The sequence below is a fragment of the Pseudocitrobacter sp. 73 genome, from assembly GCF_008369545.1.
Classification (GTDB): domain Bacteria; phylum Pseudomonadota; class Gammaproteobacteria; order Enterobacterales; family Enterobacteriaceae; genus Pseudocitrobacter; species Pseudocitrobacter vendiensis.
The window spans coordinates 17,993-41,212 of the sequence record NZ_VTZO01000033.1 but is presented as its reverse complement, the minus strand read 5'-3'; the positions used below and the strand labels follow the sequence as shown (position 1 = coordinate 41,212).

The 23,220-nt window shown below is 52.3% G+C and carries 24 protein-coding genes, 1 tRNA gene and 3 pseudogenes; 9 read left to right on the top strand and 19 right to left on the bottom strand.

The annotated features are described in order from the left end of the window. Positions 1–21: 21 nt before the first annotated feature. Positions 22–491 (top strand): annotated as a pseudogene (gene yfjT, locus F0Q32_RS23635) (protein YfjT). Positions 492–1,303: 812 nt separating this feature from the next. Here the strand turns inward: yfjT and F0Q32_RS26885 are convergent. The 3 genes and pseudogenes from F0Q32_RS26885 to F0Q32_RS23615 form a co-directional block, all read right to left on the bottom strand. Continuing rightward, positions 1,304–1,447, bottom strand: a pseudogene (locus tag F0Q32_RS26885) (morphinone reductase); the annotation flags it as partial. A 275-nt stretch (positions 1,448–1,722) separates the two neighbouring features. Beyond that, entirely contained in the window at positions 1,723–3,000 is a 1,278-nt protein-coding gene (locus F0Q32_RS23625) for a DUF2254 domain-containing protein (RefSeq protein WP_149464941.1), read from the bottom strand. A gap of 64 nt (positions 3,001–3,064) precedes the next feature. Next, positions 3,065–5,062, bottom strand: a complete 1,998-nt coding sequence (locus F0Q32_RS23615) for a choline BCCT transporter BetT (RefSeq protein WP_016245729.1) — start codon at positions 5,060–5,062, stop codon at positions 3,065–3,067. A gap of 503 nt (positions 5,063–5,565) precedes the next feature. Between F0Q32_RS23615 and F0Q32_RS26880 the strand changes: the two are divergent. From F0Q32_RS26880 to ykfI, 6 genes and pseudogenes are all read left to right on the top strand, one after another. After that, positions 5,566–5,658, top strand: a pseudogene (locus tag F0Q32_RS26880) (DUF905 family protein); the annotation flags it as partial. A gap of 112 nt (positions 5,659–5,770) precedes the next feature. Then, positions 5,771–6,232 (top strand): antirestriction protein, encoded by a 462-nt coding sequence (locus F0Q32_RS23605; RefSeq protein ID WP_003031344.1) that lies wholly within the window; start codon positions 5,771–5,773, stop codon positions 6,230–6,232. A 15-nt stretch (positions 6,233–6,247) separates the two neighbouring features. Then, entirely contained in the window at positions 6,248–6,724 is a 477-nt protein-coding gene (locus tag F0Q32_RS23600) for a RadC family protein (protein ID WP_003031345.1), read from the top strand. A gap of 8 nt (positions 6,725–6,732) precedes the next feature. Further along, a complete protein-coding gene (locus tag F0Q32_RS23595; protein ID WP_003031346.1) occupies positions 6,733–6,954 on the top strand; it encodes a DUF987 domain-containing protein in 222 nt (73 codons plus the stop codon). A 17-nt stretch (positions 6,955–6,971) separates the two neighbouring features. Further along, positions 6,972–7,289, top strand: a complete 318-nt coding sequence (locus tag F0Q32_RS23590) for a type IV toxin-antitoxin system YeeU family antitoxin (RefSeq protein ID WP_003031347.1) — start codon at positions 6,972–6,974, stop codon at positions 7,287–7,289. Between the two features lie 20 nt (positions 7,290–7,309). Further along, positions 7,310–7,651 (top strand): type IV toxin-antitoxin system toxin YkfI, encoded by a 342-nt coding sequence (gene ykfI, locus F0Q32_RS23585; RefSeq protein ID WP_003031349.1) that lies wholly within the window; start codon positions 7,310–7,312, stop codon positions 7,649–7,651. A 389-nt stretch (positions 7,652–8,040) separates the two neighbouring features. Here ykfI and F0Q32_RS23580 read toward each other — a convergent pair. From F0Q32_RS23580 to proB, 3 genes are all read right to left on the bottom strand, one after another. Continuing rightward, positions 8,041–8,116: transfer RNA gene (locus tag F0Q32_RS23580), tRNA-Thr, on the bottom strand. A 115-nt stretch (positions 8,117–8,231) separates the two neighbouring features. Further along, entirely contained in the window at positions 8,232–9,485 is a 1,254-nt protein-coding gene (gene proA, locus F0Q32_RS23575; protein ID WP_149464940.1) for a glutamate-5-semialdehyde dehydrogenase, read from the bottom strand. Positions 9,486–9,495: 10 nt separating this feature from the next. Beyond that, positions 9,496–10,599, bottom strand: coding sequence for a glutamate 5-kinase (gene proB, locus F0Q32_RS23570; RefSeq protein WP_107193098.1), 1,104 nt, complete (start codon positions 10,597–10,599; stop codon positions 9,496–9,498). 285 nt (positions 10,600–10,884) lie between these two features. Between proB and phoE the strand changes: the two genes are divergently transcribed. Continuing rightward, complete coding sequence (gene phoE / locus F0Q32_RS23565; protein ID WP_149464939.1) at positions 10,885–11,949, top strand: phosphoporin PhoE; 1,065 nt, start codon at positions 10,885–10,887, stop codon at positions 11,947–11,949. A 102-nt stretch (positions 11,950–12,051) separates the two neighbouring features. Here the strand turns inward: phoE and crl are convergent, their stop codons facing one another. The 3 genes from crl to gpt all read right to left on the bottom strand — a co-directional run bounded on the left by crl (position 12,052) and on the right by gpt (position 14,320). After that, complete coding sequence (crl, locus tag F0Q32_RS23560; RefSeq protein WP_149464938.1) at positions 12,052–12,453, bottom strand: sigma factor-binding protein Crl; 402 nt, start codon at positions 12,451–12,453, stop codon at positions 12,052–12,054. 57 nt (positions 12,454–12,510) lie between these two features. Beyond that, complete coding sequence (gene frsA / locus F0Q32_RS23555; protein WP_149464937.1) at positions 12,511–13,755, bottom strand: esterase FrsA; 1,245 nt, start codon at positions 13,753–13,755, stop codon at positions 12,511–12,513. 106 nt (positions 13,756–13,861) lie between these two features. Continuing rightward, positions 13,862–14,320 (bottom strand): xanthine phosphoribosyltransferase, encoded by a 459-nt coding sequence (gpt, locus tag F0Q32_RS23550; RefSeq protein ID WP_015965764.1) that lies wholly within the window; start codon positions 14,318–14,320, stop codon positions 13,862–13,864. Between the two features lie 253 nt (positions 14,321–14,573). On the opposite strand from gpt, the gene pepD reads away from it, so the two are divergent. Further along, the gene (gene pepD, locus F0Q32_RS23545) at positions 14,574–16,031 is read left to right on the top strand and encodes a cytosol nonspecific dipeptidase (protein ID WP_149464936.1); all 1,458 of its coding nucleotides are present in this window, start codon (positions 14,574–14,576) and stop codon (positions 16,029–16,031) included. A gap of 38 nt (positions 16,032–16,069) precedes the next feature. On the opposite strand, the gene F0Q32_RS23540 is transcribed toward pepD, so the two are convergent. The 10 genes from F0Q32_RS23540 to F0Q32_RS23495 form a co-directional block, all read right to left on the bottom strand. Continuing rightward, positions 16,070–16,513, bottom strand: a complete 444-nt coding sequence (locus F0Q32_RS23540) for a GNAT family N-acetyltransferase (protein WP_149464935.1) — start codon at positions 16,511–16,513, stop codon at positions 16,070–16,072. Positions 16,514–16,528: 15 nt separating this feature from the next. Continuing rightward, positions 16,529–16,927, bottom strand: coding sequence for a type II toxin-antitoxin system YafO family toxin (locus F0Q32_RS23535; protein ID WP_149464934.1), 399 nt, complete (start codon positions 16,925–16,927; stop codon positions 16,529–16,531). 2 nt (positions 16,928–16,929) lie between these two features. Next, entirely contained in the window at positions 16,930–17,223 is a 294-nt protein-coding gene (gene yafN, locus F0Q32_RS23530; protein ID WP_149464933.1) for a type I toxin-antitoxin system antitoxin YafN, read from the bottom strand. Between the two features lie 52 nt (positions 17,224–17,275). Continuing rightward, complete coding sequence (dinB, locus tag F0Q32_RS23525) at positions 17,276–18,331, bottom strand: DNA polymerase IV (protein WP_149464932.1); 1,056 nt, start codon at positions 18,329–18,331, stop codon at positions 17,276–17,278. Positions 18,332–18,508: 177 nt separating this feature from the next. Beyond that, positions 18,509–18,724 carry a (Na+)-NQR maturation NqrM gene (gene nqrM, locus F0Q32_RS23520; RefSeq protein WP_188016906.1) on the bottom strand — a complete coding sequence of 72 codons (216 nt, stop codon included), beginning with the start codon at positions 18,722–18,724 and terminating at the stop codon, positions 18,509–18,511. Positions 18,725–18,726: 2 nt separating this feature from the next. Continuing rightward, a complete protein-coding gene (gene nqrF / locus F0Q32_RS23515; RefSeq protein ID WP_149464930.1) occupies positions 18,727–19,950 on the bottom strand; it encodes an NADH:ubiquinone reductase (Na(+)-transporting) subunit F in 1,224 nt (407 codons plus the stop codon). A gap of 12 nt (positions 19,951–19,962) precedes the next feature. After that, positions 19,963–20,559: an NADH:ubiquinone reductase (Na(+)-transporting) subunit E gene (gene nqrE, locus F0Q32_RS23510; protein ID WP_015965771.1), complete on the bottom strand. Its 597-nt coding sequence runs from the start codon at positions 20,557–20,559 to the stop codon at positions 19,963–19,965. 3 nt (positions 20,560–20,562) lie between these two features. Then, positions 20,563–21,201 (bottom strand): NADH:ubiquinone reductase (Na(+)-transporting) subunit D, encoded by a 639-nt coding sequence (locus tag F0Q32_RS23505; protein ID WP_015965772.1) that lies wholly within the window; start codon positions 21,199–21,201, stop codon positions 20,563–20,565. After that, positions 21,194–21,988 carry a Na(+)-translocating NADH-quinone reductase subunit C gene (locus F0Q32_RS23500; protein WP_149464929.1) on the bottom strand — a complete coding sequence of 265 codons (795 nt, stop codon included), beginning with the start codon at positions 21,986–21,988 and terminating at the stop codon, positions 21,194–21,196. Before F0Q32_RS23500 ends, F0Q32_RS23505 begins: the two co-directional genes overlap by 8 nt. Further along, the gene (locus tag F0Q32_RS23495; RefSeq protein ID WP_149464928.1) at positions 21,981–23,219 is read right to left on the bottom strand and encodes an NADH:ubiquinone reductase (Na(+)-transporting) subunit B; all 1,239 of its coding nucleotides are present in this window, start codon (positions 23,217–23,219) and stop codon (positions 21,981–21,983) included. The genes F0Q32_RS23500 and F0Q32_RS23495 overlap by 8 nt, the downstream gene beginning before the upstream one ends. Between the last annotated feature and the right edge of the window lies 1 nt (position 23,220).

Here is a 23,220-nt window from a genome sequence, read left to right as displayed (position 1 = left end):
ACAAAGACAAAGGAGACAGAAATGAAAATAAATTCTTTAAGTCGGCTCATGCTCGCTGGCGTGCTGCTTGTCAGCTTCAATGCCTCTGCGGTTTCGGGACTCTGGCAACAGGGGTACGGTCAGGGCAATGCGGAATACAGTGTGACGGATAGCAGCGGAAAGATGTTTACCATCAACTGCACGGAAAATCCGGACCAGAACGGTATTTACCAGCAATCGGTTTTTCTGACCCTCGCAGGGGATAAAACGATCAGCTCGCATGATGACAGTACCGACATCACAGTGGTGATGGGCCCCATAAGCAATACGCCATTCCCTCAACCCTTGGCTGGCGTAACGGGGATAATGCCTGGTTTAGTTTCATCATGGATATCCGTAAGGCCAGGCAGTTCGACGTCTACGTCAATGACCGCAAAGCGGGGACCTTCAGCGTTGACCTGACGAACGCTACGAAGGCACTGCCAACATTAGCAGACTGCACTAACGAGTGACAGTTGTGCTTTCCATCCATAACAACATACCTGACTGCCAGGAGCAGTCAGGGTTTATTTTTTTCATTTTTTATTTCCACCGATTAGTCCAGGCACTTCCGAATAATGAGCGCAGTGGCCAGTTTTAGTTGACTATATAGCAATGATAAAATAATCACGTGTTATGTTGAGATTGTTTATTTAGCGGTTGAGAGAAACTATGGATAAAATTTGTGATAAGTGTGCACACATGATGAGTGCATGTACTTGTGGAACTTGTGAGAACTGTGACGAGAAAGAGTCGGACTGTACCTGCAAAAAATGTAGCCAGTGCAATAACCTTGAGGACTTCTGCTCTTGCAGAATTTGTGAAGAATGTAGTGAAAAAGAAGCAGAGTGCTGCTGTTGAAATGTTAACAATACTGGCTGCAGGAGCTACCTGCCTGCAGCTTCGATTGCCGACGTACCCCGATCCCAGTTGGTTAGCGTATTTCGATTCTTGCAATAATCGCTGGACTCATAGCACGAAGCCGACATACTTACTGGATTGAAGGTCCGCTGTGAGCGAAAAGCGGACGCCCGCATAGCGTAAACAGGCGTCTGATATTTTGATATGGATTGATGACTTAACCCCTTCCCCGCTTCGTCAATGACTTTCTCGTCATTATCTTTGGTAAATGATCCTTTTGCCTTTCCGGTAGAATACTCAGCATTATTTCTGAAGAGCGGCAAAGACGAGTGCCTTGCCATGAGTTCACCATAATTTCATCTGCGCCCGTGCGGCGAACCAGATCCCTGAGCCCGTCACGGACGACCTCCGGTTTGCCCCATACGGATTCACGCAGCTGATAATATTTTGCGGTCAGTTCATCAGCGGTATCACTAGTCATTGCCCGTGAGCGGGTCATGGGGGCCATAACGACGCGGTTTACCAGGTCAGTATCACCGGTCTGAAACTGGGTAAATAATTTTTCCATTTTTATCTCCTTTGCTGGAGGAAATATGATGGTCTCAGCTACGGAATAAAAAAACAGTAGTCTGTTCCGAACTGAGTAGACATAATTTCTACATTTAGTGTTCTCCTGGTATTAAACCGAAATATTTGATTGTAGGCGATGTCTTACGTAGAGATAAAGCCTGCTGCAAAAGTGATGAAGACTCAGTATGTTCTCTTCTAATACAAAGCAGACGCCCATTCTCATGCAGACGCTTTGTTCTTGTCTCGCTAGCAACCAAATCGCTTGCTCCACAACTATGATTGCTTATTAGCGTTTTCATCAAAAAACAAATCAAAATAAATTGATTTTATGAATTCTCTATCGGAGTCTATATGGTCAGCGCGATTTGCATGCTCTAATGTTTCAATTGCCAGAGTGTGCGCGGCATCAGCAAACATCTCAGGCCAACCCGTACTCAGCATAGATAGCCCTTTGAGCACTCTTATCTGAATCTCTCTCATACTGGCACCATCGCGTGCGACAGGTGAGAAAAAGTCTTCCAGGAGATCGTTGTTCTGAAGTGGCGCAACGTGTACTGAAGGATAGGTCACTTCAATTTCATGAGACTTATTCTGCGCGTAAGCAGAAAGTATACGAACACCTCTGCCAATGACATCGATTGCGGTTCCAGGATCGTTCACTGCGGGTGAAAGGGCTCTGCAGGCTATTTCGGCCATGACGCTAAGACAAAATCGGGGATCCTGAGCAAATGAACGCACATCCGAGACAATGATCGTCTCAAGTAAATCGGCGCAGATTGATGACTCCTGGCCCTGACTCAGGTACAAAGCTGGCATGGACGGATGAATGAAACTGCCTGGTTGCGCCACAAGGTATACATGACGAGGATCATTGGCCAGCAGCTTGCTGAGTTTCTCCATATCAATATATTCAACATAGCCAATCTTCTTCGGATAAACTGCAACCGTTCCTTTCGGCTGTTCATAGCTCTCAAGCCATGGATATCCGCCGAGACAGGGATTTCTGGCTCTCGCAATAAATGTTTCGATGGCCGCCTGTTCTACTTTTACTGTTGTCTCACCGACCCTCCCCAGAGAGGTCAAATGCTGTATCCAACGAAGCAATGTGATGAGGATGAGGGCAATGACAACGAGTGTGACAATGAATAAAATGACTCTTCCCCTTTCTCCGTAGGCTCCCATATTGAGGGCAATAATTCCTACCAGACTGAAGAGAAAGGAACCAATGAAGGTGGCCAGTACATTTTGTGTGGTTACGTCTTCCACAACTAAACGCGTTGCTCTGGGAGTAACATTAGTAGTGGCTGAACCGTAGGCTGTGACCATGATACTCAGCGAAAATGTGGTCACTGCCAGCATACTCGATGCCAGTATGTTCAGAATGTTATCAACTGCTTCCGCACCAACCTTCACTGAAACCGACTCAGGAATCATTGATTTAAAAAGAATAGATAAAAGAGCCGTTATTATCGCGACAATTGCGAATAACGTAGCTCTGAACCAGAGTTTCTTAAATGTTTGCTTCAGAATCCATTGCCAGCGTGAAATCATTCTGCATTCCCTCGTATTGCGGTCGGGATAAATAATTGCCGCCCCCTAGGACGGCATTTTGCTATCAACGAACCAGGTGCAGGAAGTGCAGGTGTTTTTCGTACTGGTCCAGTATGTCATTAATCAACTGTTCCTGATTCCAGCCCATCACATCATAATTTTGACCGCCTTCTTTGAGATAAACCTCAGCGCGATAATATCGATGTTGGTCAGTCTGCTGCTCATCATTATCCATTGCGGCGAGCGCGAAGGTGGGTGAGCTATACCCGCGAAGCCTCACTTCATATATAAAATTCAGCTCGTTGCCCAAATCCACTTCAAGACGAATACGATCGTCGGCTGCGTCACTAATGTGGCTTATCGTCCCCTGCTTGTTCAGTTCTTCCTGAACCAGCGTCATGGCAGGCTGGATAATGTCGTCCATAAAACGTTTCACAAGAGATCGTTTCGGCAGATACGCGATATTGCGTAACCTTCTCTGCCAGGGAATTGGGTTACGTGCAGCCGTAGGAGCAATAGTCGCCATGCTCAGGCTTTCACGCTTAGTCAAATCTCGACGCAGGGCTTTTAACAGCCCGTATATGGATATCAGCAAGATCACGGAGAAGGGTAATGCACTTGCTATTGTCACCGTTTGCAGCGCGCTCAGCCCTCCCGCAAGGAGAAGCGCAATTGCAACAACTCCCATGAGCGATGCCCAGAAGATTCGCTGCCAGACGGGTGTGTTTGCCACCCCACCTGATGCCAGAGTATCTACAACCATTGCCCCCGAGTCAGCAGATGTGACAAAGAAGACGATGACCATAGCCATTGCAATAAATGACAGCACGGAGGAGAACGGGAAATGCTCCAGGAAATTGAACAAGGCCAGCGAGACATCCTGTTGGACGGTATTGGCGAGATCGGTCGCCCCCTGGTTCATAATGAGATAGATTGCGCTGTTACCAAACACCGTCATCCACATGAGCGTAAAGCCGGCCGGAACAAACAGCACACCGGTGACAAATTCGCGAATGGTTCGGCCGCGTGAGACCCGTGCGATAAACATCCCCACAAATGGCGACCATGAAAGCCACCATCCCCAGTACAGTAATGTCCAGCCCCCCAGCCAGTTGCTCGACTTAGGTTCATATGCGTAAAGATTGAACGTTTTACTCACCAGTTCCGAAAGATAACCGCCGGTATTTTCCACAAATGACTTCAGCAGAAGCACAGTTGGCCCCAGACACAGGACCAGCGCCAGGAGCAACAACGCGAGGCCCAAATTGAGCTCAGACAGGATACGTATTCCCTTGTCTAGGCCGGTCACCACAGAAATCGTCGCTAACCCCGTGATGGCCACGATCAGAATGACCTGCACCGTTTCATTAATGGGCACCCCGAATAGGTGGTTCAAACCGGCATTCACCTGCAAAACACCGTAACCCAGCGATGTTGCAACGCCAAAGACCGTACCTATAACGGCAAAAATATCAACCGCATGGCCTATAGGTCCGTATATGCGATCGCCAATAATGGGATAGAGTGCAGAACGCAGCGTTAAAGGTAGACCGTGGCGGTAACTGAAAAAGGCCAGAATCAGCGCTACAATGGCATATATTGCCCAGGCATGCAGACCCCAGTGGAAGAAGGTCAGCCGCATTGCTTCCTTCGCTGCCGCAACAGTCTCTGGGGCGCCAACGGGAGGTGAGAGATAATGCATCACCGGTTCAGCAACGCCAAAGAACATCAGGCCGATCCCCATCCCTGCCGAAAAAAGCATCGCAAACCAGGAGTGATAGCTGAAATCAGGTTGCGCATGGTCCGGACCCAGCTTGATATCACCGTAGCGTGAGAGTCCCAGAAACGTGACACTCAATAAAATCAGGGCCACAGCAAGGATGTAGAACCAGCTTGCATTCGTGAAGATTTGTTGCTGAAGTAGTTTGAAATTTTTGTCAGCAACATCCGGGAATGCAGCGGCAAAAGCGACAAGAAGAAAAATTAACAAAGCAGATGTAAAGAATACAGCTTTGTTAATCTGGCTGTGAGACTTCTTTGGGATTGTTTCATTTTCACTCATAATCATTTATTCCATTGATTTAAATCCGTATTGGATAATGCTTACCACCTCTTACAGAGTAGCAAAATTCAACTGACTATGCGGCGTGAATCGAGCACATGGTGTGATGAGTGCCGATACAAATCATCCTATAATCGAAGGAGTTCTTTGTTAATCAGCCTGCCACTTCTTGGGTATTTAATTTGCATATTCTGTACCAGAGCTGGGATATACGTTAAGTGAAGTATATTAGACACGAATTACCAGCTTCTGCTTTTGGCACAAAACGGCCTATCAGCATTATAAAAATATTCAGATATATATCATTCCTCTGAACATACACAACTAACGGCAGAATCTCACGATTCTGCCGCTTTTTTATTATTTTTCAGGGGGGGAGTAATGAATAATTCTGAAGGTTTGAAGTCGTTTCACTAATCGCTTTATGACCTACCGTAGTGGGTATCGGCTGATTGCGCAGCAGGGCCATTAGTTCCTGCCAGTATCACCGGCGTTAACATTGAAGACGACTAGGGCAGGCATGGAACTTTGAACCGGATGCCGGTGAAGGTCTTAACCGCTATACCCGCAAGCCAGGCATCTGTACGGACGTATCCATCTGCTGGCTCCGCATGATTTACCAGCAACATTTAATCTTCCCGAACACTCATTATTACCGCATACGCCAGCCGTCGCCGCTGGCGTTTTTTTATTGACGGAGACATACCCATGACAACAGCGACAAAAAACAACCTCGCATCTGCTGCTAACGAATCCGAATTTGAACTGACCGTAACGCAGATACCCGACGAACAGCGTATCTGCTTCTGGCCGCAGTACTTTGGCTCTATCCCACAATGGATAACGCTGGAACCCCGCATTTTCGCCTGGATGGACCGCTTCTGTGACGAGTACAACAGTGGTATCTGGTCCTTTTACACGCTCAGCAATGGCGGCGCGTTTATGGCCCCTGATGCTGACGTTGACGATAAATGGCATCTGTTCAACGGTATGAACGGCAATGGCGCGGACATGAGTGCTGAAGCCGCAGGCATTGCTGTCTGCCTGATTGAATACAGCCATCACGCCTGCCGTACAGAGTGTGACGCAATGACCGCGCACTATTACCGCCTGCGGGACTATGCCCTGCAGCATTCTGAAGCCCACGCCATTTTGCGTATCATTGACTGACCGGAGGAGCAACGAATGAAACAGCTTTCCTTTTTACCCGGCGAGATAACGCCACAGGACCGGCGTCTCATTCAGCGGGCGCTCAGGGCTCTGGAGCGGCACCTGCATGAGCCTGGGGTAGCCTTCACCTCCACTCATGCCGTCCGGGAGTGGTTGCGGCTGCATATGGCCGCGCTTGAACGGGAAGAGTTCCGGGTGCTGTATCTGAACCAGCAGAACCAGTTGATTGCCCACGAAACCCTGTTTGCCGGTTCTATTAGCAGTACCGAGGTACATCCCCGCGAGGTGGTCAAGCGCGCTCTGTACTTCAACGCGGCAGCGGTAATACTGGCGCATAACCATCCTTCCGGCGAGACGACGCCCAGCCAGGCTGACAAAGCCCTCACGCAGCGACTGGTTCAGGTACTTCAACTGGTGGATATCCGTGTCCCTGACCATCTGATTGTCGGCGGCAGGCAAATCTATTCGTTCGCAGAACACGGTCTGCTGTGAGGTATTACATGAAAATTATCAGTAAACGCCGGGCAATGACGATATACCGCCAGCATCCTGAGTCCCGAATCTTTCGTTTCTGCACCGGCAAATACCAGTGGCACGGTAGCGTCTGCCATTACACCGGCAGGGACGTTCCGGATATCACAGGAGTCCTGGCGGTATACGCCGAACGCCGCCAGGACCGCGAGGGGCCTTATGCCTGCCTGATGAGCATCACCCTGAACTGACAATAAAGAGGTTATCAATGAGCAAAATCACATGGGGTCTGCAGCGTGATATCACGCCACGTCTGGGAGCCCGTCTGGTGCAGGAAGGCAACCGACTGCATTATCTGGCTGACCGGGCCAGCATGACCGGCAAGTTCAGTGACATCGAATACCGGAAGCTGGATGAAACATTCCCGCACTTTATCCGCCAGATGGAATCGATGCTGACCACTGGTGAACTCAGCACCCACCATGCCCACTGCGTTACCCTGTACCACAACGATTTAACCTGCGAAGCCGACACCCTTGGCAGTTGCGGCTACGTATACATCGCCATTTACCCCACTCAGCGTTAATTACCTTCACGAGAGCAAACATGAAAACTTTACCTGCAACAACTCAGCGGGCGGTGAAGCCCTGCCTGTCACCCGTGGCTGTCTGGCAAATGTTACTGACACGTCTGCTGGAACAGCACTATGGTCTGACAATAAACGACACGCCATTCTGCAATGAGGCTGTGATTAAGGAACACATCGATGCCGGTATCACCCTAGCCGATGCCGTGAATTTTCTGGTAGAAAAATACGAGCTGGTTCGTATAGACAGGAAGGGATTTAGCTGGCAGGAACAATCTCCTTATCTCCGGGCTGTAGACATTCTGCGAGCGCGGCAGGCAACTGGCTTGTTGCGGCAAAGCCGTAACAACGTAGTACGATGAACATTGCGTACAACCTTCCCGATTTACATTTCTGAACTTCCTCCCTTGTTTACCTATTGCGTAATGCGCCTGCTACTACCCGGCGGGCGCGTTATCTTTTTACGGACAAACAATCATGCAACCAGAAGTTGAAGTATTAACCGATCATAATGAGCTAATTTGTTCGAGCTTTATTGAACACATTGCCAACACATTAAATTTAGGAGTGGTGTAGACATGGACAACTAAACCTGCAGCCACGGATGTATAGTGAGCGAAGCCCTATCAGGCCTTTTTGGTCAGTAGATAAGATTGATCTTCGTTGATAGAATTTACTTACACCAGCTGTTACATGAAAATAATTTTTTGGTGGGAGAATGATAAGATCTTACGTAAGAATTTGATTTTAATGGTGCCGATAATAGGAGTCGAACCTACGACCTTCGCATTACGAATGCGCTGCTCTACCAACTGAGCTATATCGGCCCTGAAAAGGACGTGTTCACGAGTGCGAATCACGGTGGACAAGGTTAAAACTAACCGGGCGATGCGTCAATGGCCTTTAGAATCAAATGGCTACTTTTGCATCACCCGGCGTTAATTAGGCACGAATCGTATCGTCACCAAAGCCAACCCATTTGTAAGTGGTCAGCGCTTCGAGGCCCATCGGGCCGCGTGCGTGCAGTTTTTGGGTGCTGACGGCCACTTCTGCGCCCAGGCCGAACTGGCCGCCGTCGGTGAAGCGCGTGGAGGCGTTCACGTAGACCGCCGAGGAGTCGACCTCGTTGACGAAGCGGTTGGCGTTGCTCAGGGTGCGCGTCAGGATGGCGTCGGAGTGCTGGGTACCGTGCTCACGGATGTGGGCGATAGCGTCGTCCAGGCCAGCCACAACCTTTACGTTAAGATCCAGCGACAGGAATTCGTTATCGAACTCTTCCGCTTTCACCGCCACAACCTGCGCCGGGCCCGCTTTTAACAGCGCCATGGCGTTGTCTGCCGCGTGCAGCGTCACGCCGCTCTGCGCCATCTGCTTGCTCAGCGCAGGCAGAAAACGTTCCGCGATATTCTGATTCACCAGCAGTGTTTCCACCGTATTACAGGTGCTCGGGCGCTGGGTTTTGGCGTTGACGATGATTTTCAGCGCCGGTTCAATTTCAGCCGTGTCATCCACATAGATATGACACACGCCAATCCCACCGGTGATCACCGGGATCGTCGACTGTTCACGACAAAGCTTGTGTAACCCTGCGCCACCGCGTGGGATCAGCATGTCGATGTATTTATCCATGCGCAGCATTTCGCTGACCAGCGCGCGGTCCGGGTTGTCGATCGCCTGAACGGCGCCCGCCGGTAACCCGCACTCCTGCAACGCTTTTTGGATAACCTTCACCGTGGCGGCGTTGGTGCGATGAGTCTCTTTCCCGCCACGCAGAATCGCCGCATTACCGGTTTTCAGGCACAGGCTGGCAACGTCAACGGTGACGTTCGGGCGCGCTTCATAAATCACGCCAATCACACCGAGCGGCACGCGTCGACGTTCAATGCGCAGGCCGCTGTCGAGCAGCCCGCCGTCAATCACCTGCCCTACCGGATCGGCGAGCGTGCAAACCTGGCGCACATCGCTGGCGATGGCGGAGAGACGCGCCGGAGTGAGCGCTAGCCTGTCGAGCATCGCCTCGCTCAGGCCGTTGGCGCGCGCGTCAGCCAGATCCTGCTGGTTAGCGTCGAGGATCTCTGCGCTAAATGTTTCCAGATAATCAGCAATTTTTTCCAGAGCCTGATTCTTTTCACGGCTCGATAGCTGCGCCAGCTTATAAGAAGCCTGTTTAGCAGCAATGCCCATTTGTTCGAGCATGGTGAACTCCTTAGCGGGTGATCATATCGTCACGATGGACGGCAACCGGGCCGTACTCATAGCCGAGAATAGCATCGATTTGCTGTGAGTGGTGTCCGGCAATAAGGCGCAGCGCGTCGCTGTTATAACGGCTAACACCGTGCGCAATATCCCGCCCTTCAAGGCTGCGAATACGGATCACTTCGCCACGGGAGAAGTTACCGGTCACGTTTTTAATGCCTTTTGGAAGTAATGAACTGCCGCGTTCCAGAATCGCGGAGGTTGCGCCTTCATCGACGGTAATTTCACCCGCCGGCGGTGCGCCGAAGATCCAGCGTTTACGATTCTCAAGCGGCGTGTCCTGCGCGTGGAAGCGCGTTCCGACGGAGACTTCCGCCATCACGTCGCCAATCACGCCCTGGCGGCTGCCTGCGGCGATAATGGTTTCAATACCGGCCCGGCAGGCGACATCAGCGGCCTGCAATTTGGTGCCCATTCCGCCCGTACCGAGGCCAGAAACGCTGTCGCCCGCGACGGCGCGCAGAGCATCATCAATGCCGTGTACATCGGTAATCAGTTTGGCGTCCGGGTTGCTGCGCGGGTCGGCGGTGAAGAGGCCCTGTTGATCGGTCAGCAGCAGCAGTTTGTCGGCACCGGCCAGAATCGCCGCCAGCGCAGACAGATTGTCGTTATCGCCGACTTTAATTTCAGCAGTGGCAACCGCGTCATTCTCGTTAATCACCGGCACGATATTGTTATCGAGCAGCGCGCGCAGGGTATCGCGCGCGTTGAGGAAGCGTTCTCTGTCTTCCATATCCGCGCGGGTCAGCAACATCTGCCCGACGTGAATACCGTAAATAGAGAACAGTTGTTCCCACAGCTGAATGAGGCGGCTCTGGCCGACAGCGGCCAGCAGTTGTTTCGAAGCGATAGTCGCGGGCAGTTCAGGGTAACCCAGATGCTCACGCCCGGCGGCAATTGCTCCTGACGTTACAATGACAATTCGATGCCCGGCCGCGTGAAGCTGAGCACACTGGCGAACCAGTTCAACGATATGCGCGCGATTCAGGCGGCGCGATCCGCCCGTTAAAACACTGGTGCCCAGTTTGACCACCAGCGTCTGACTATCACTCATGATTCTCTGCCGTTAAAAGTGAAAAAATGAAACCAGGTTCACGTTTTATCAGGTGTCAGCCCGCTTGCCAACAGGCAGCGAGGAAAGCGAGGTATTTTATTGCGCGCGATCAGTAAGCTTAACCGCACGTTTTGACGCTTTTATGACAAATTTAATTAACGGCACTTTTTCAGAATAAATCTCACATTGTCATAAATCTTTCATTGAGAAAAGTTACAACCCTTTCTGTTTTTCATGTGGATACATTTTTATAAATTTTGCCTTATTAAAAATCAGGAAAGGAAAATGAAAAAAAGCACTCTGGCATTAATGATGATTAGCGCATTAACCACAACTTCCGCAGTACAGGCGGCAGAGGTGTATAACAAGAATGGCAATAAACTGGATGTGTATGGCAAAGTGAAGGCCATGCATTATATCAGTGATTATGATAGCAAAGATGGCGATCAGACTTATGTGCGTTTTGGTATTAAGGGCGAAACGCAGATTAATGAAGCGTTAACCGGCTATGGCCGTTGGGAGTCTGAATTCTCTGGCAATAAAACCGAAAGTGATTCTACACAAAAAACACGTCTGGCCTTTGCCGGGTTGAAATTGAAAAATTTCGGTTCTTTCGATTATGGTCGTAACCTTGGCGCACTGTATGACGTGGAAGCCTGGACCGATATGTTCCCGGAATTCGGCGGCGACTCTTCCGCGCAAACCGATAACTTCATGACCAAACGCGCCAGCGGCCTGGCGACCTATCGTAATACCGATTTCTTCGGCGTGGTGGATGGTCTTGATATAACCCTGCAATATCAAGGAAAAAACGAAAACCGCGACGTGAAAAAACAAAACGGCGACGGTTTTGGCACTTCACTGGCCTATGACTTTGGCGGCAGCGATTTCGCTATCAGCGGCGCGTACACGTCTTCTGACCGTACGGCGGACCAGCAAAATACAGCACTCGCTCCACGTGGTCAGGGTAATAAAGCTGAAGCCTGGGCTACAGGCCTGAAATATGACGCCAATAATATTTATCTGGCGACCTTCTATTCTGAAACCCGTAACATGACGCCGATTTCGGGTGGCTTTGCTAATAAAGCGCAAAACGTTGAGGTCGTCGCACAGTATCAGTTCGATAACGGCTTCCGCCCATCGCTGGGTTATGTCTTATCTAAAGGCAAAGATATTGAGAACGTCGGAAGTGAAGACCTGGTAAATTATATTGATGTGGGCGCAACTTATTACTTCAACAAGAACATGTCCGCGTTTGTTGATTACCGCATCAACCAGCTGAAAAGCGATAATAAACTTGGTATCAACGATGATGATATCGTCGCGCTGGGGATGACTTACCAGTTCTGATAAAAAAGCCCGCCTAATCAGGTGGGCTCATATTGCTGACAACGTGCGCTTTGTTATTGCCGGATGCGGCGTGAACGCCTTATCCGGCCTACTCTCATCGCGTTAAGCAGATAAACGCATCGGCTCGTCGTCAAAACCGTCTGCTGGTTCCAGTTTCAGGTCTAATGTTGCCAGTAACTCGCGTGCTCGCTCGTGAAACCCGCGTAACGTTTGCTCTACGCGCTCATTAATTTCAGGATCCTTAATCGCCATCGCCTGCCATTTGCCATCTTTATTGAACAGACCAAACTGGTAGCTGTAGGTGAAGCGGTCTTCTTCCGCTTCCATTTCCATCCACCATCCCCAGAATTCACGGCTTTCAGGCGCTGGCTTAACGTTCACACATACAGCAAGGCAATCGAAAAAGAAGCGGTTCTCTTCACACTGCTCTTCACGGATGTAAGGGCCTAGCGCAGTGAGTTTTTTAATCAGTCTGCTTTTCGGGTGTCCACTCGGTAACGTCATTGCGATCTCCTTTGATGATGCAACTGTTTTACCAAATCAATAAAATTTAGCAATCTATTAACCAAATCTATTATTGATCCACCCTGCAATTTCTTTCAGCGCTTTATCAAAATTGCGGTACACCGGGTTAAATGGCACGTTCAGAAGCTTACCCTCTGACGAGGAAGAAACGATAAGCCGCGACTCCTCTTCCGGGCTGAACGGATCGTTGTTCCAGTAACCAGACAGCATCGGCGTGGGGCAACGGCGGCCCAGTAAACCCTGCGTTTTCAGCGAATAACGGTTCAGTTCAATGCGTAGCGCGTCATCGGAGGCATCATGCATGCCCAGACGCGAGGCGAGGACGTCGAGATACATCTCTGGTACCCGGCCCTGACGCAACGGGTCATTCAACAGGCAATGCACGATGGGGCCCAGGCAGGCCACGCCGCGCAGGCGCTGAGATTCGAGATACGCCAGGCGCACCGCCACGTTCGCGCCGAAGCGGAAGCCAAACGCCGCAACGCGCGTATGATCGACCCACGGAATATTGGGCAGTTCTCGCAGCAGGTGCTGATGCAGCTGGCTGGAGTCCTGAGTCAGTTTCCACTTCGATGAGCCACCAATCGACGGCATATCCAGGGTGAGCATGGCAATGCCCAGCGGCGCAAAGTAGTGTTCATATAAGCTGTAGTAATCAATTTGCAGGCCGTCGAGACCGCCGCACATCAGCACCGTCGGGAATGGGCCATCGCCTTTTGGCATGTGCAGGAACGCGCTCACAGGCGAGCCACCAGGAATAGCAATTTCCAGTTCCCGCATCTCCCCTGGCAGACGTTTAGCCGCTTCGGCATAGGCGCGGTTCGCCAGCACCTGCGCCTGTTCTGCAAGATCGTCGCCTTTCAGGTGCGGATAAGCCGCAATACTGTAGAGATTGGAGGCATGCAGCCAGTGACGGCCACTGAGTAGCGGGTCATCTTCCTGCGTCGCTTTTTGCTGCCATTGCATCGCCTGCGTTGACCATTCGTAGATCCAGTTGCCGCCGCGATAGCCGACCACGGTGTCGAGCATGCCTTCGTCGGTGCGCTCGGCCTGGCTCATCACGATGCGCGCCTGCACATCAAGAATTTCCTGCGGCGAGATACCGCGCCAGATCCACATCAGGCGGTTAATCATGCGATACCAGTGCGGGACGGTTTTACCGTCAAGCGCAGACTGCACCGCAGGATCGCTCCCTGGGTTAAATCGACGCACCAGCGTGGAGGTTTCAGGGTGTTTGAAACGCGGTTTGAACAGGGTTTCGCTAAGATTCGCCTCTGACATCGCATGATCTCCATGAATACGAGCTTTGGACTATTGTACCGCGCCAGGCAGTAAAAAAAACAACGCCCGGCATTGCCGGGCGCTGGAATCGCATTTATTGCAGGAATTAACGGCCAGCAATAGGCGGTACGAAGACCACGCCCATATCCCACGGCTGTTCAATCCAGGTATCCTGCGGGATATCAATCACATAATCGTCAACCAGCGGGCGACCTGCCGGTTTAGCGAAGATGGTGACGAAGTGTGCTTTAGGATACATTTCGCGGATAGCCACTGCAGTACCACCGGTATCAACCAGGTCGTCGATCACGATAAAACCTTCACCGTCGCCTTCAGCGCGTTTCAGGACGGTCAGCTCGCGCTGGTTGTCGTGGTCGTAGCTGGAGATGCATACGGTATCAACATGACGAATGCCCAGTTCACGTGCCAGCAGAGCGCCTGGTACCAGACCCCCACGGCTAACGGCAATGATGCCTTTCCACTGTTCAACAGGTAACAGACGGCTTGCCAGTTTGCGGGCGTGAATCTGCAACATGTCCCAGGTGACGACGTATTTTTCGCTCATGTGAAAATATCCCAGCCTGTGTTATACGGCTTAAAAAGTGTTCAAGGGGGAAATAGGTTGCGCGAGATTATAGAGATCTGACGCACTAAAAACCAGCCTTAAGGGCACTCTGCCCCTCTTTTTCCGTGGTTTGTTCTACCAGATAAGGCAGAAAGTGGTATTCTCGACCCTATCTCGCAAGCGCTGCTTGTGGTGTCTGTTTCGCTATTTATTACACTCATTCCAGATGCATAACGCCGTAAGGAGACTCATCGTGTCGGAACTGTCTCAACTCTCCCCACAACCGCTGTGGGATATTTTTGCCAAAATTTGTTCTATTCCTCACCCGTCTTATCACGAAGAGCAACTGGCTGAACACATCATCGGCTGGGCGAAAGAAAAAGGTTTCCATACGGAACGCGACGACGTCGGTAACATTCTGATTCGTAAAGGCGCAACCGCCGGAATGGAAAACCGTAAACCGGTCGTTCTGCAGGCGCACCTCGATATGGTGCCGCAGAAAAATAACGATACCGTCCATGACTTCACTAAAGATCCAATCCAGCCGTATATCGATGGCGAGTGGGTGAAAGCCCGCGGCACCACGCTGGGCGCCGACAACGGTATCGGTATGGCTTCCGCACTGGCGGTACTGGCTGACGATAAAGTAGAACATGGGCCGCTGGAAGTGCTGCTGACCATGACCGAAGAAGCAGGGATGGACGGCGCATTCGGCCTGAAAGCCAACTGGCTGCAAGCAGATATTCTGATTAACACCGACTCTGAAGAAGAGGGTGAAATCTACATGGGTTGCGCGGGCGGTATCGATTTTACCTCCAACCTGCACCTCGATCGCGAAGCCATTCCGGCAGGGTTCCAGAGCTTTAAGCTGACGCTGAAAGGCCTGAAAGGCGGCCACTCCGGCGGCGAAATCCACGTCGGTCTGGGCAACGCCAACAAACTGCTGGTGCGTTTCCTGGCAGGACACGCGGAAGAACTGGATCTGCGTCTGGTCGATTTCAACGGCGGTACGCTGCGTAACGCCATCCCGCGTGAAGCATTCTCTACCGTTGCCGTGGCGGCGGATAAAGTAGAATCGCTGAAGGCACTGGTTGGCCAGTATCAGGATATCCTGAAAAACGAACTGGCTGAGAAAGAGAAGAATCTGACCGTGCTGCTGGAGTCCGTCAGCAACGATAAAGCCGCGCTGACCGCGCAGTCTCGCGATGCTTTCGTTCGCCTGCTGAACGCTACGCCGAACGGTGTGATCCGCAACTCTGACGTGGCAAAAGGCGTGGTTGAAACCTCCCTGAACGTCGGCGTTGTGACCATGACTGACGACAACGTGGAAATCCACTGCCTGATTCGTTCGCTCATCGACACCGGTAAAGAATATGTGGTCAGCATGCTGGATTCACTGGGTAAACTGGCTGGCGCGAAAACCGAAGCCAAAGGCAGCTACCCTGGCTGGCAGCCGGACGCAAACTCTCCGGTGATGCATCTGGTGCGCGAAACCTATCAGCGTCTGTTCAACAAGACGCCGAACATCCAGGTTATCCACGCCGGTCTGGAGTGCGGTCTGTTCAAAAAACCGTATCCGGAAATGGACATGGTTTCTATCGGGCCAACCATTACGGGCCCGCACTCCCCGGATGAGCAGGTTCATATCGAAAGCGTGGGCCATTACTGGACGCTGCTGACTGAACTGCTGAAAGCGATTCCGGCGAAGTAATATCCTGCAAGCCGGGCGGCAATCACTGCCCGGCTTTTTTATACCTCTCGCGCCATCAGGTAATTAATAAACCACTCTCCCCTCGCCTCGACGTTTTGCTCGCGCACCAGTACAAATCCCTGACCTTCAAAGAACGGTTTTGCCGTAATGCTCGCCGCGACGGTCACTTTTCCCGGTAGCATTTTCGCCAGCAATGCCCGTAGCAGTGCCCCGGCAATCCCCCGCCGCGCGTAATCTGGCGAGACAAAAAGCAGGTCGATGTAATGCCCAACGGCGGTGATAAAACCGACAATATTTCCATCCACTTCCGCCACCAGCACGACCGAAGAGGCGAGTTTTTGCCGCCACTGCGCGTCATCCACCTGCCCCCAGGCAGCAATCTGCGTGGCTGAATAGTGCTGACTGGCTGTCTCGCGCACCGCACGCAGGAAAATCTGACATAGCTGCGGCAGCTCATGCGGCTGCCAGGGACGAATGTTCATGATTTCTCGTTCTCTTTAAAAACGCATGCGGAATGCTTCTGCCATTTTGCCAATTTTCTGCATTTGATTATTATCACGCGCCTGCTGATGAGGCTGCGGTTTCAGAATGGCGATCAATAGCCACGCCTGTTCATCAAATGCGCCCTGACAATAGACCAGATGCGCTTCGTCATTCGTTCTGTTGAATTGCCGCAACTGCGGTGGGAAAGGCTTCTCTGCTGACGCCAGGTGAATGTGCGCTACGCTCTCTGATTTAACCAGCGGCCAGGTGTAAGGGCTGTCGTATGCAGCATCACGCCCAAAAATGTCAGGTAATATGCCATCTCGTTTATAGGAGATGAAATCCGCCGTTAGTGCCACAAGTTCCTTCTCGGTAAGCTGGAGGCGAATCAGCTTCGTTTTGAACACCCGCATTCCTATTCCTTAAAGTCATTTAAATCATCATCCGTTACATCATTGAGGTAGCGTTCTGCACGGCGCGTCATTTCCTCCAACCTTGCGGCGCTGGGGCGAAACTGGGCGCTGACATTTTTTACGTCCTGATGCTCAGCGAGTAAATCCATTAACGCCTCAAATACGCTGGCGCTTAACAAATAGCCTGCGGGTTTGTTATTCGACAGAACCGCAACAGGTTGATCGATAAAGTATCTGGACGGGTTTTTTCGTAACTCCGTGATATTGACAGATATTTCCGCGAGAATTCGATGCATACTATTACTCTCCATAAAATAATGCACTTCATAATGTACATTATAGTATACATCACAATCCTAAAACGAGCTGTCTTTCAAGTTGTGGATCCAGCAGCGTAACGTGCAGCCCCACCAGTCGGACACCGCGCCCGGCGCGGCGTTCGTGCCAGCTTTTGTAGGCGGTGGCGATCAGGTCTTCTTTGTTCAGACGCGGCCAGACGTGCTCCTGAGTCGTGAGCTGGAAGTCATTAAATTTGAGTTTCACACCCTGGCGGGCAATCAGCAGGTCGGGTTTGACCTTCGCCAGCCGACGCTCCAGCTCCGGGTAGAGACGTTCAATAATCGCTTCACACGCTGACCAGTCGTGGATGTCTTCCGCCAGCGTACGTTCTACACCGATCGATTTGCGCAGCCGTTCGTTATTGATGGCGCGTTCATCAATGCCCTGACTGCGCTCCCACAGTACGCGGCCAAATTTACCAAAGCTCTTTAACAGCATGGCAAGGTCGCTTTTCTGCACGTCTTCGCAGGTTTTCAGCCCCATGCTTTCGAGCTTCGCGGCGGATACTTTGCCGACGCCGGGGATTTTTTCCAGCGGCAACGTTTTCAGGAACGCGGGAACGTCAGTGGGCGTGAGAACAAACTGGCCGTTGGGTTTATTAAGATCGGAGGCAATTTTGGCGAGAAATTTCACCGGGGCGACACCTGCGGAAGCCGTGAGCTGTAATTCGTTGAAGATAGTCTGCCGAATTTCCTGCGCAATCAGCGTGGCAGAACCGTGGCAGTGCACGCTGTCGCTGACGTCGAGATAGGCTTCATCGAGCGACAAGGGTTCAATCAGCGAAGTATAGCGAGAGAAGATTTCGCGGATGTGCTCAGAGGCTTCTTTGTAGGCGTCAAAACGGCCGGGTAAAAGCGTGAGGTGCGGGCAAAGCTTAAGCGCCATGCCGGTGGGCATGGCGCTACGTACGCCGAATTTACGCGCCGGGTAGTTGGCGGTACTGATGACGCCACGTCGTTCACGGCTGCCACCAATGGCGATGGGGATGTCGCACAGCGCAGGATTATCGCGCATCTCTACCGCTGCGAAGAAGCAGTCCATATCGACGTGGATAATTTTGCGCATACATAGCCCCCGGACGTTACTGGACAAGTATACAGTATAATTAGAGGGCGTGAGAAGAGAGAAAACGGTCTGCATTGCCGGATGGCGGCTACGCCTGATCCGGCCTACTGCTCGAGTGATAGGTAGGCCCGGTAAGCGAAGCGCCACCGGGCATTAATGCACGCAGCTTGCGGGGGTTTACAAAATCCTCTTCTGCTGTTGCAACGCTTCGCGCGCCATGCGCTTTTTGCGCGCATCACAGGGCTCCGGGCAGTCGCAGACTTTTTCCAGCCCGAGCGAGGTAATACCGCCACAGCTGCCCTGGATGCTTTTACGCTTGATGATATACCCCAGTGACATCCCGAGGATCACCAGCGCGAAAATCGCAAACGTCGCCAGAAATACCGTAAGCATCATCAGCCTCCAAAATCATCGAGCATGATGTTTTCATCTTCCACGCCCAGGTCTTTGAGCATTTTGATGACAGCCGCGTTCATCATCGGCGGCCCACACATATAGAACTCACAATCTTCCGGGGCCGGATGGTCGCGCAGATAGTTCTCATACAGAACATTATGGATAAAGCCCGTGTAACCCGTCCAGTTGTCTTCCGGCAGCGCGTCCGAAAGCGCGATGTGGAAGGTGAAGTTCGGGTTGTCACGCGCCAGCTGTTCGAATTCATCCTGATAGAACATTTCACGCAGGGAACGCGCACCGTACCAGAAGCTGATTTTCCGCTTGCTGTGCAGGCGTTTAAGCTGGTCAAAAATGTGCGAGCGCATCGGCGCCATCCCCGCGCCGCCGCCGATAAAGACCATTTCGGCATCCGTGTCTTTAGCAAAGAACTCGCCAAACGGCCCGGAAATCGTCACTTTATCGCCCGCTTTCAGCGACCAGATGTAAGAGGACATAATCCCCGGTGGGGCATCCGGCACGCTTGGCGGCGGCGTGGCAATGCGCACGTTGAGCATGATGATGCCCTTCTCCTCCGGATAGTTCGCCATGGAGTAGGCGCGCACCGTCGGTTCTTTTACCTCAGAAACATAACGGAAAAGATTGAATTTATCCCAGTCGGCACGGTACTCATCAGGCACGTCAAAATCGGCGTAAGCCACTTTATGCGCTGGGCATTCAATCTGAATATAGCCCCCCGCGCGGAACGGTACGACCTCGCCTGCCGGGATCGCCAGCTTCAGCTCTTTGATAAACGTCGCTTTGTTATCGTTAGAGATAACCTCGCATTCCCATTTTTTAACACCAAAGATCTCATCCGGCAGTTCAATTTTCATGTCCTGCTTCACCGCGACCTGACACGCCAGACGGCAGCCCTCTTTGGCTTCGCGTTTGGTGATATGCGCCAGTTCAGTCGGCAGGATGTCACCGCCACCCTCTTTAATTTTGACGCGACACTGGCCACAGGAGCCGCCGCCACCGCACGCGGACGAGACGAAAATCCCGTTGCTGGAGAGCGTATTCAGCAGTTTATCACCCGCTGGCGTACGGATCTGTCGGTCGGCTTCGTTGTTGATTTCAATCACCACATCGCCCGAGTTCACCAGCTTCGATTTGGCAAACAGGATAAGCACCGACAGCGCCAGTACGATCAGGGTGAACATGGCCACGCCAAGTATAATTTCCATTTTCTTCGCCCCTTATAGCTGCACGCCGGAGAACGACATAAAGCCAAGCGCCATCAAACCAGTGGTGATAAAGGTGATCCCTAAGCCCTGCAAACCCGCAGGGACGTTTGAATATTTCATTTTTTCGCGCAGCCCGGCCATGGCGACAATTGCCAGCATCCAGCCAATACCGGAGCCGAAACCGTAGACGATAGATTCGCCAAAGTTATAGTCGCGCTGAACCATAAACGATACGCCACCAAAGATGGCGCAGTTCACGGTAATAAGTGGCAGGAAGATCCCCAACGCGGTATACAGCGCCGGGAAGTATTTATCGAGGATCATCTCCAGAATTTGCACCAGTGCCGCTATCACGCCAATAAAGGTGATGAAACTCAGGAAACTGAGATCCACGCCATCCATCAACGCCCCATCGCGCAGTACCAGATTGTAGACGAGGTTGTTCGCCGGAACGGAAATGCCCAGCACCAGCGTAACGGCAACGCCAAGGCCAAACGCGGTCGAGACTTTTTTCGATACCGCAAGGAACGTACACATGCCGAGGAAGAACGCCAGCGCCATGTTTTCAATAAAGACGGCACGGACAAAGAGGCTAATATAGTGAGCCATCGGTTACTCCTTCTCCTGCTGTTCTGGCTTCCAGGTGCGAAGCGCCCAGATAAGCAGGCCGATGATGAAAAAGGCGCTCGGTGCCAGCAGGAACAGGCCGTTTGGCTGATACCAACCTCCGTTTTGCACCGTTTGCAAAATAGTGATGCCAAACAGTTTGCCACTGCCGATAAGCTCGCGCAGGAAGCCAACAATCATCAGAATCGCGCCATATCCCAGGCCGTTACCGATGCCGTCCATAAAGCTCGCCAGCGGCGGCGCTTTCATGGCGTACGCTTCCGCGCGCCCCATCACGATGCAGTTGGTGATGATCAGGCCGACGAAGACCGAGAGCTGTTTTGAGATCTCATAAGCGAAGGCGCGCAGCAGCTGATCGACGACGATCACCAGCGAAGCGATGATCGCCATCTGCACGATGATGCGCACACTGTTTGGAATATGGTGGCGGATCATCGAGATAAACATGCTGGAAAACGCCGTGACCAGCGTCACCGCAATCGTCATCACGAATGCGGTTTCCAGTTTAGTGGTCACCGCCAGCGCCGAGCAGACGCCGAGGACCTGAAGCGCTATCGGGTTGTTGGCAATCAACGGCCCCACCAGTACGCGCTTCACTTCTTTCATATCGCCCTGTTCAGCCATTATTCAGCACTCCTTCACGAACCTGTTTCAGGAACGGGCCAAAACCGAGGTCGCCCATCCAGAAATCAAAACTATGCTGTACGCCATTAGCGGTTAACGTGGCGCCGGAAAGGCCATCCACCGCGTATTCATCACCCTGACGGGCCCCGCCTTTCACCACTTTCAGCGCCGGTTTGCCGCTGTCATCGACCACTTTTTTACCGATAAACTGCGCGCGCCAGTTCGGGTTTTCGATTTCACCACCCAGCCCCGGGGTTTCGCCCTGGTCATAATAGGTGATGCCTTTGACCGTGCGGCCATCTGTATCCAGCGCGACAAACGCGTACATCATCGACCACAGCCCGTTGCCGTAAACCGGCAGCACAATTTCTTGTACCTTTTGTTGGGCGTCTTTAACCAGATAGATTTCAACCACGTTGCTGCGACGCTTAATGCCCGCCGGATCATCATGGGCATCGAGCTGGATGCTTTGCTCCGGATCTTTTAGCGCCAGCGCCTGGTTGAATGACGCCGGGTCGCTGTCGAGCAGGTTGCCAGTTTTCAAATCCAGCAGGCGCGGGGTGATGCGTTCACTAAAAATATCGGCCACATCGTCCGTCGACATGCCTTGCTGCATCAGCCCGGCGACGGCGAGAATATTGCGCTGTTTATCGAGCGCGCGCTGTTCCTGCTGGCGGGATTTCAATCCTACCGCCGAACCCGCCACCACGATTGAACAGACCAGGCAGAGCACCAGCACCACCAGCAGCGTTTTGCCGATGCTATCGTTACTTTTCACTTCAGCCACGCGACTTCCTCCGCTTAATGTTGGCCTGCACCACCAGGTAGTCAAACAGCGGCGCAAAGAGGTTGGCGAACAGAATCGCCAGCATCATTCCTTCCGGATAAGCCGGGTTTACCACGCGAATAAGTACGCACATCACGCCAATCAACGCGCCATAGCACCACTTCCCTTTATCGGTAAATGACGCCGAGACGGGATCAGTCGCCATAAACATCATGCCAAACGCGAAACCGCCGAGCACCAAATGCCAGTACCACGGCATGGCAAACATCGGGTTAGTGTCGGAACCCACAACGTTAAACAGCGTGGCGCTGGCGATCATGCCGAGCATCACCCCGGCGACAATGCGCCAGGAGGCCACACGCCCGTAGATGATGATGGCTCCGCCGAGCAAAATCATCAGCGTCGAGACTTCACCAATTGAACCGGGAATGTTGCCGAGGAAGGCGTCCATCCACGTTACCGGCTGCCCGGTCGCCACGTTGACCAACGTTTCCCCGCCGTGGCTTGCCCACTGGGAAAGCGGCGTCGCGCCAGAGAAACCGTCCGCCGCCGTCCACACCAGGTCGCCGGAGATTTGCGCCGGGTAGGCAAAGAACAGGAACGCGCGCCCGGCCAGTGCCGGGTTGAGGAAGTTGCGCCCGGTGCCGCCGAAGATCTCTTTGGCGATCACCACGCCGAAAGAGATGCCCAGCGCCGCCTGCCAGAGTGGCATGGTGGGCGGGACGATCAGCGCAAACAGAATGGATGTGACAAAGAAGCCTTCGTTGACTTCATGCTTGCGAATAATTGCGAACAGCACTTCCCAGAAACCACCGACCAGGAATACGGTAGCGTAGATCGGTACAAAGAAGACCGCGCCCAGCGTCATCATGCTGAGCCAGCCGGCGTCTGGTGCGAAACTTACGCCCAACGCCTGCGCCAGGCTGTAGTGCCAGTTTGCAGCAATCACCTGCTGAAGCTGTTCCGCGCCATACAGTTTATGCAGCGCCGGGATGGTTTGCAGACCGACGCTGTACATTCCCCAGAACATTGCCGGGAAGACCGCAAACCAGACCAGAATCATCATGCGTTTGAGGTCGATGGCGTCGCGTACGTGCGCCGCGCCTTTCGTTACCTGCCCCGGCGTATACAGCAGCGTCGCTGCCGCCTCGTACAGGGGATAATATTTTTCCAGCTTGCCGCCGTGGGTGAAGTGCGGCTCAAGTTTTTCGACCAGATGCTTCAGGCCCATC

Bases quoted from the DNA above. Each gene is read 5' to 3' on its own strand.
- F0Q32_RS23540 (WP_149464935.1), bottom strand. From the start codon at position 16,513: ATGAACATTCGTCCCTGGCAGCCGCATGAGCTGCCGCAGCTATGTCAG.
- phoE (WP_149464939.1), top strand. From the start codon at position 10,885: ATGAAAAAAAGCACTCTGGCATTAATGATGATTAGCGCATTAACCACA.
- gpt (WP_015965764.1), bottom strand. From the start codon at position 14,320: ATGAGCGAAAAATACGTCGTCACCTGGGACATGTTGCAGATTCACGCC.
- F0Q32_RS23600 (WP_003031345.1), top strand. From the start codon at position 6,248: ATGAAACAGCTTTCCTTTTTACCCGGCGAGATAACGCCACAGGACCGG.
- ykfI (WP_003031349.1), top strand. From the start codon at position 7,310: ATGAAAACTTTACCTGCAACAACTCAGCGGGCGGTGAAGCCCTGCCTG.
- F0Q32_RS23625 (WP_149464941.1), bottom strand. From the start codon at position 3,000: ATGATTTCACGCTGGCAATGGATTCTGAAGCAAACATTTAAGAAACTC.
- F0Q32_RS23615 (WP_016245729.1), bottom strand. From the start codon at position 5,062: ATGAGTGAAAATGAAACAATCCCAAAGAAGTCTCACAGCCAGATTAAC.
- frsA (WP_149464937.1), bottom strand. From the start codon at position 13,755: ATGTCAGAGGCGAATCTTAGCGAAACCCTGTTCAAACCGCGTTTCAAA.
- proB (WP_107193098.1), bottom strand. From the start codon at position 10,599: ATGAGTGATAGTCAGACGCTGGTGGTCAAACTGGGCACCAGTGTTTTA.
- dinB (WP_149464932.1), bottom strand. From the start codon at position 18,331: ATGCGCAAAATTATCCACGTCGATATGGACTGCTTCTTCGCAGCGGTA.
- F0Q32_RS23495 (WP_149464928.1), bottom strand. From the start codon at position 23,219: ATGGGCCTGAAGCATCTGGTCGAAAAACTTGAGCCGCACTTCACCCAC.
- F0Q32_RS23595 (WP_003031346.1), top strand. From the start codon at position 6,733: ATGAAAATTATCAGTAAACGCCGGGCAATGACGATATACCGCCAGCAT.
- F0Q32_RS23605 (WP_003031344.1), top strand. From the start codon at position 5,771: ATGACAACAGCGACAAAAAACAACCTCGCATCTGCTGCTAACGAATCC.
- proA (WP_149464940.1), bottom strand. From the start codon at position 9,485: ATGCTCGAACAAATGGGCATTGCTGCTAAACAGGCTTCTTATAAGCTG.
- F0Q32_RS23505 (WP_015965772.1), bottom strand. From the start codon at position 21,201: ATGGCTGAACAGGGCGATATGAAAGAAGTGAAGCGCGTACTGGTGGGG.
- nqrM (WP_188016906.1), bottom strand. From the start codon at position 18,724: ATGCTTACGGTATTTCTGGCGACGTTTGCGATTTTCGCGCTGGTGATC.
- crl (WP_149464938.1), bottom strand. From the start codon at position 12,453: ATGACGTTACCGAGTGGACACCCGAAAAGCAGACTGATTAAAAAACTC.
- nqrE (WP_015965771.1), bottom strand. From the start codon at position 20,559: ATGGCTCACTATATTAGCCTCTTTGTCCGTGCCGTCTTTATTGAAAAC.
- F0Q32_RS23590 (WP_003031347.1), top strand. From the start codon at position 6,972: ATGAGCAAAATCACATGGGGTCTGCAGCGTGATATCACGCCACGTCTG.
- F0Q32_RS23535 (WP_149464934.1), bottom strand. From the start codon at position 16,927: ATGCGGGTGTTCAAAACGAAGCTGATTCGCCTCCAGCTTACCGAGAAG.
- nqrF (WP_149464930.1), bottom strand. From the start codon at position 19,950: ATGGAAATTATACTTGGCGTGGCCATGTTCACCCTGATCGTACTGGCG.
- yafN (WP_149464933.1), bottom strand. From the start codon at position 17,223: ATGCATCGAATTCTCGCGGAAATATCTGTCAATATCACGGAGTTACGA.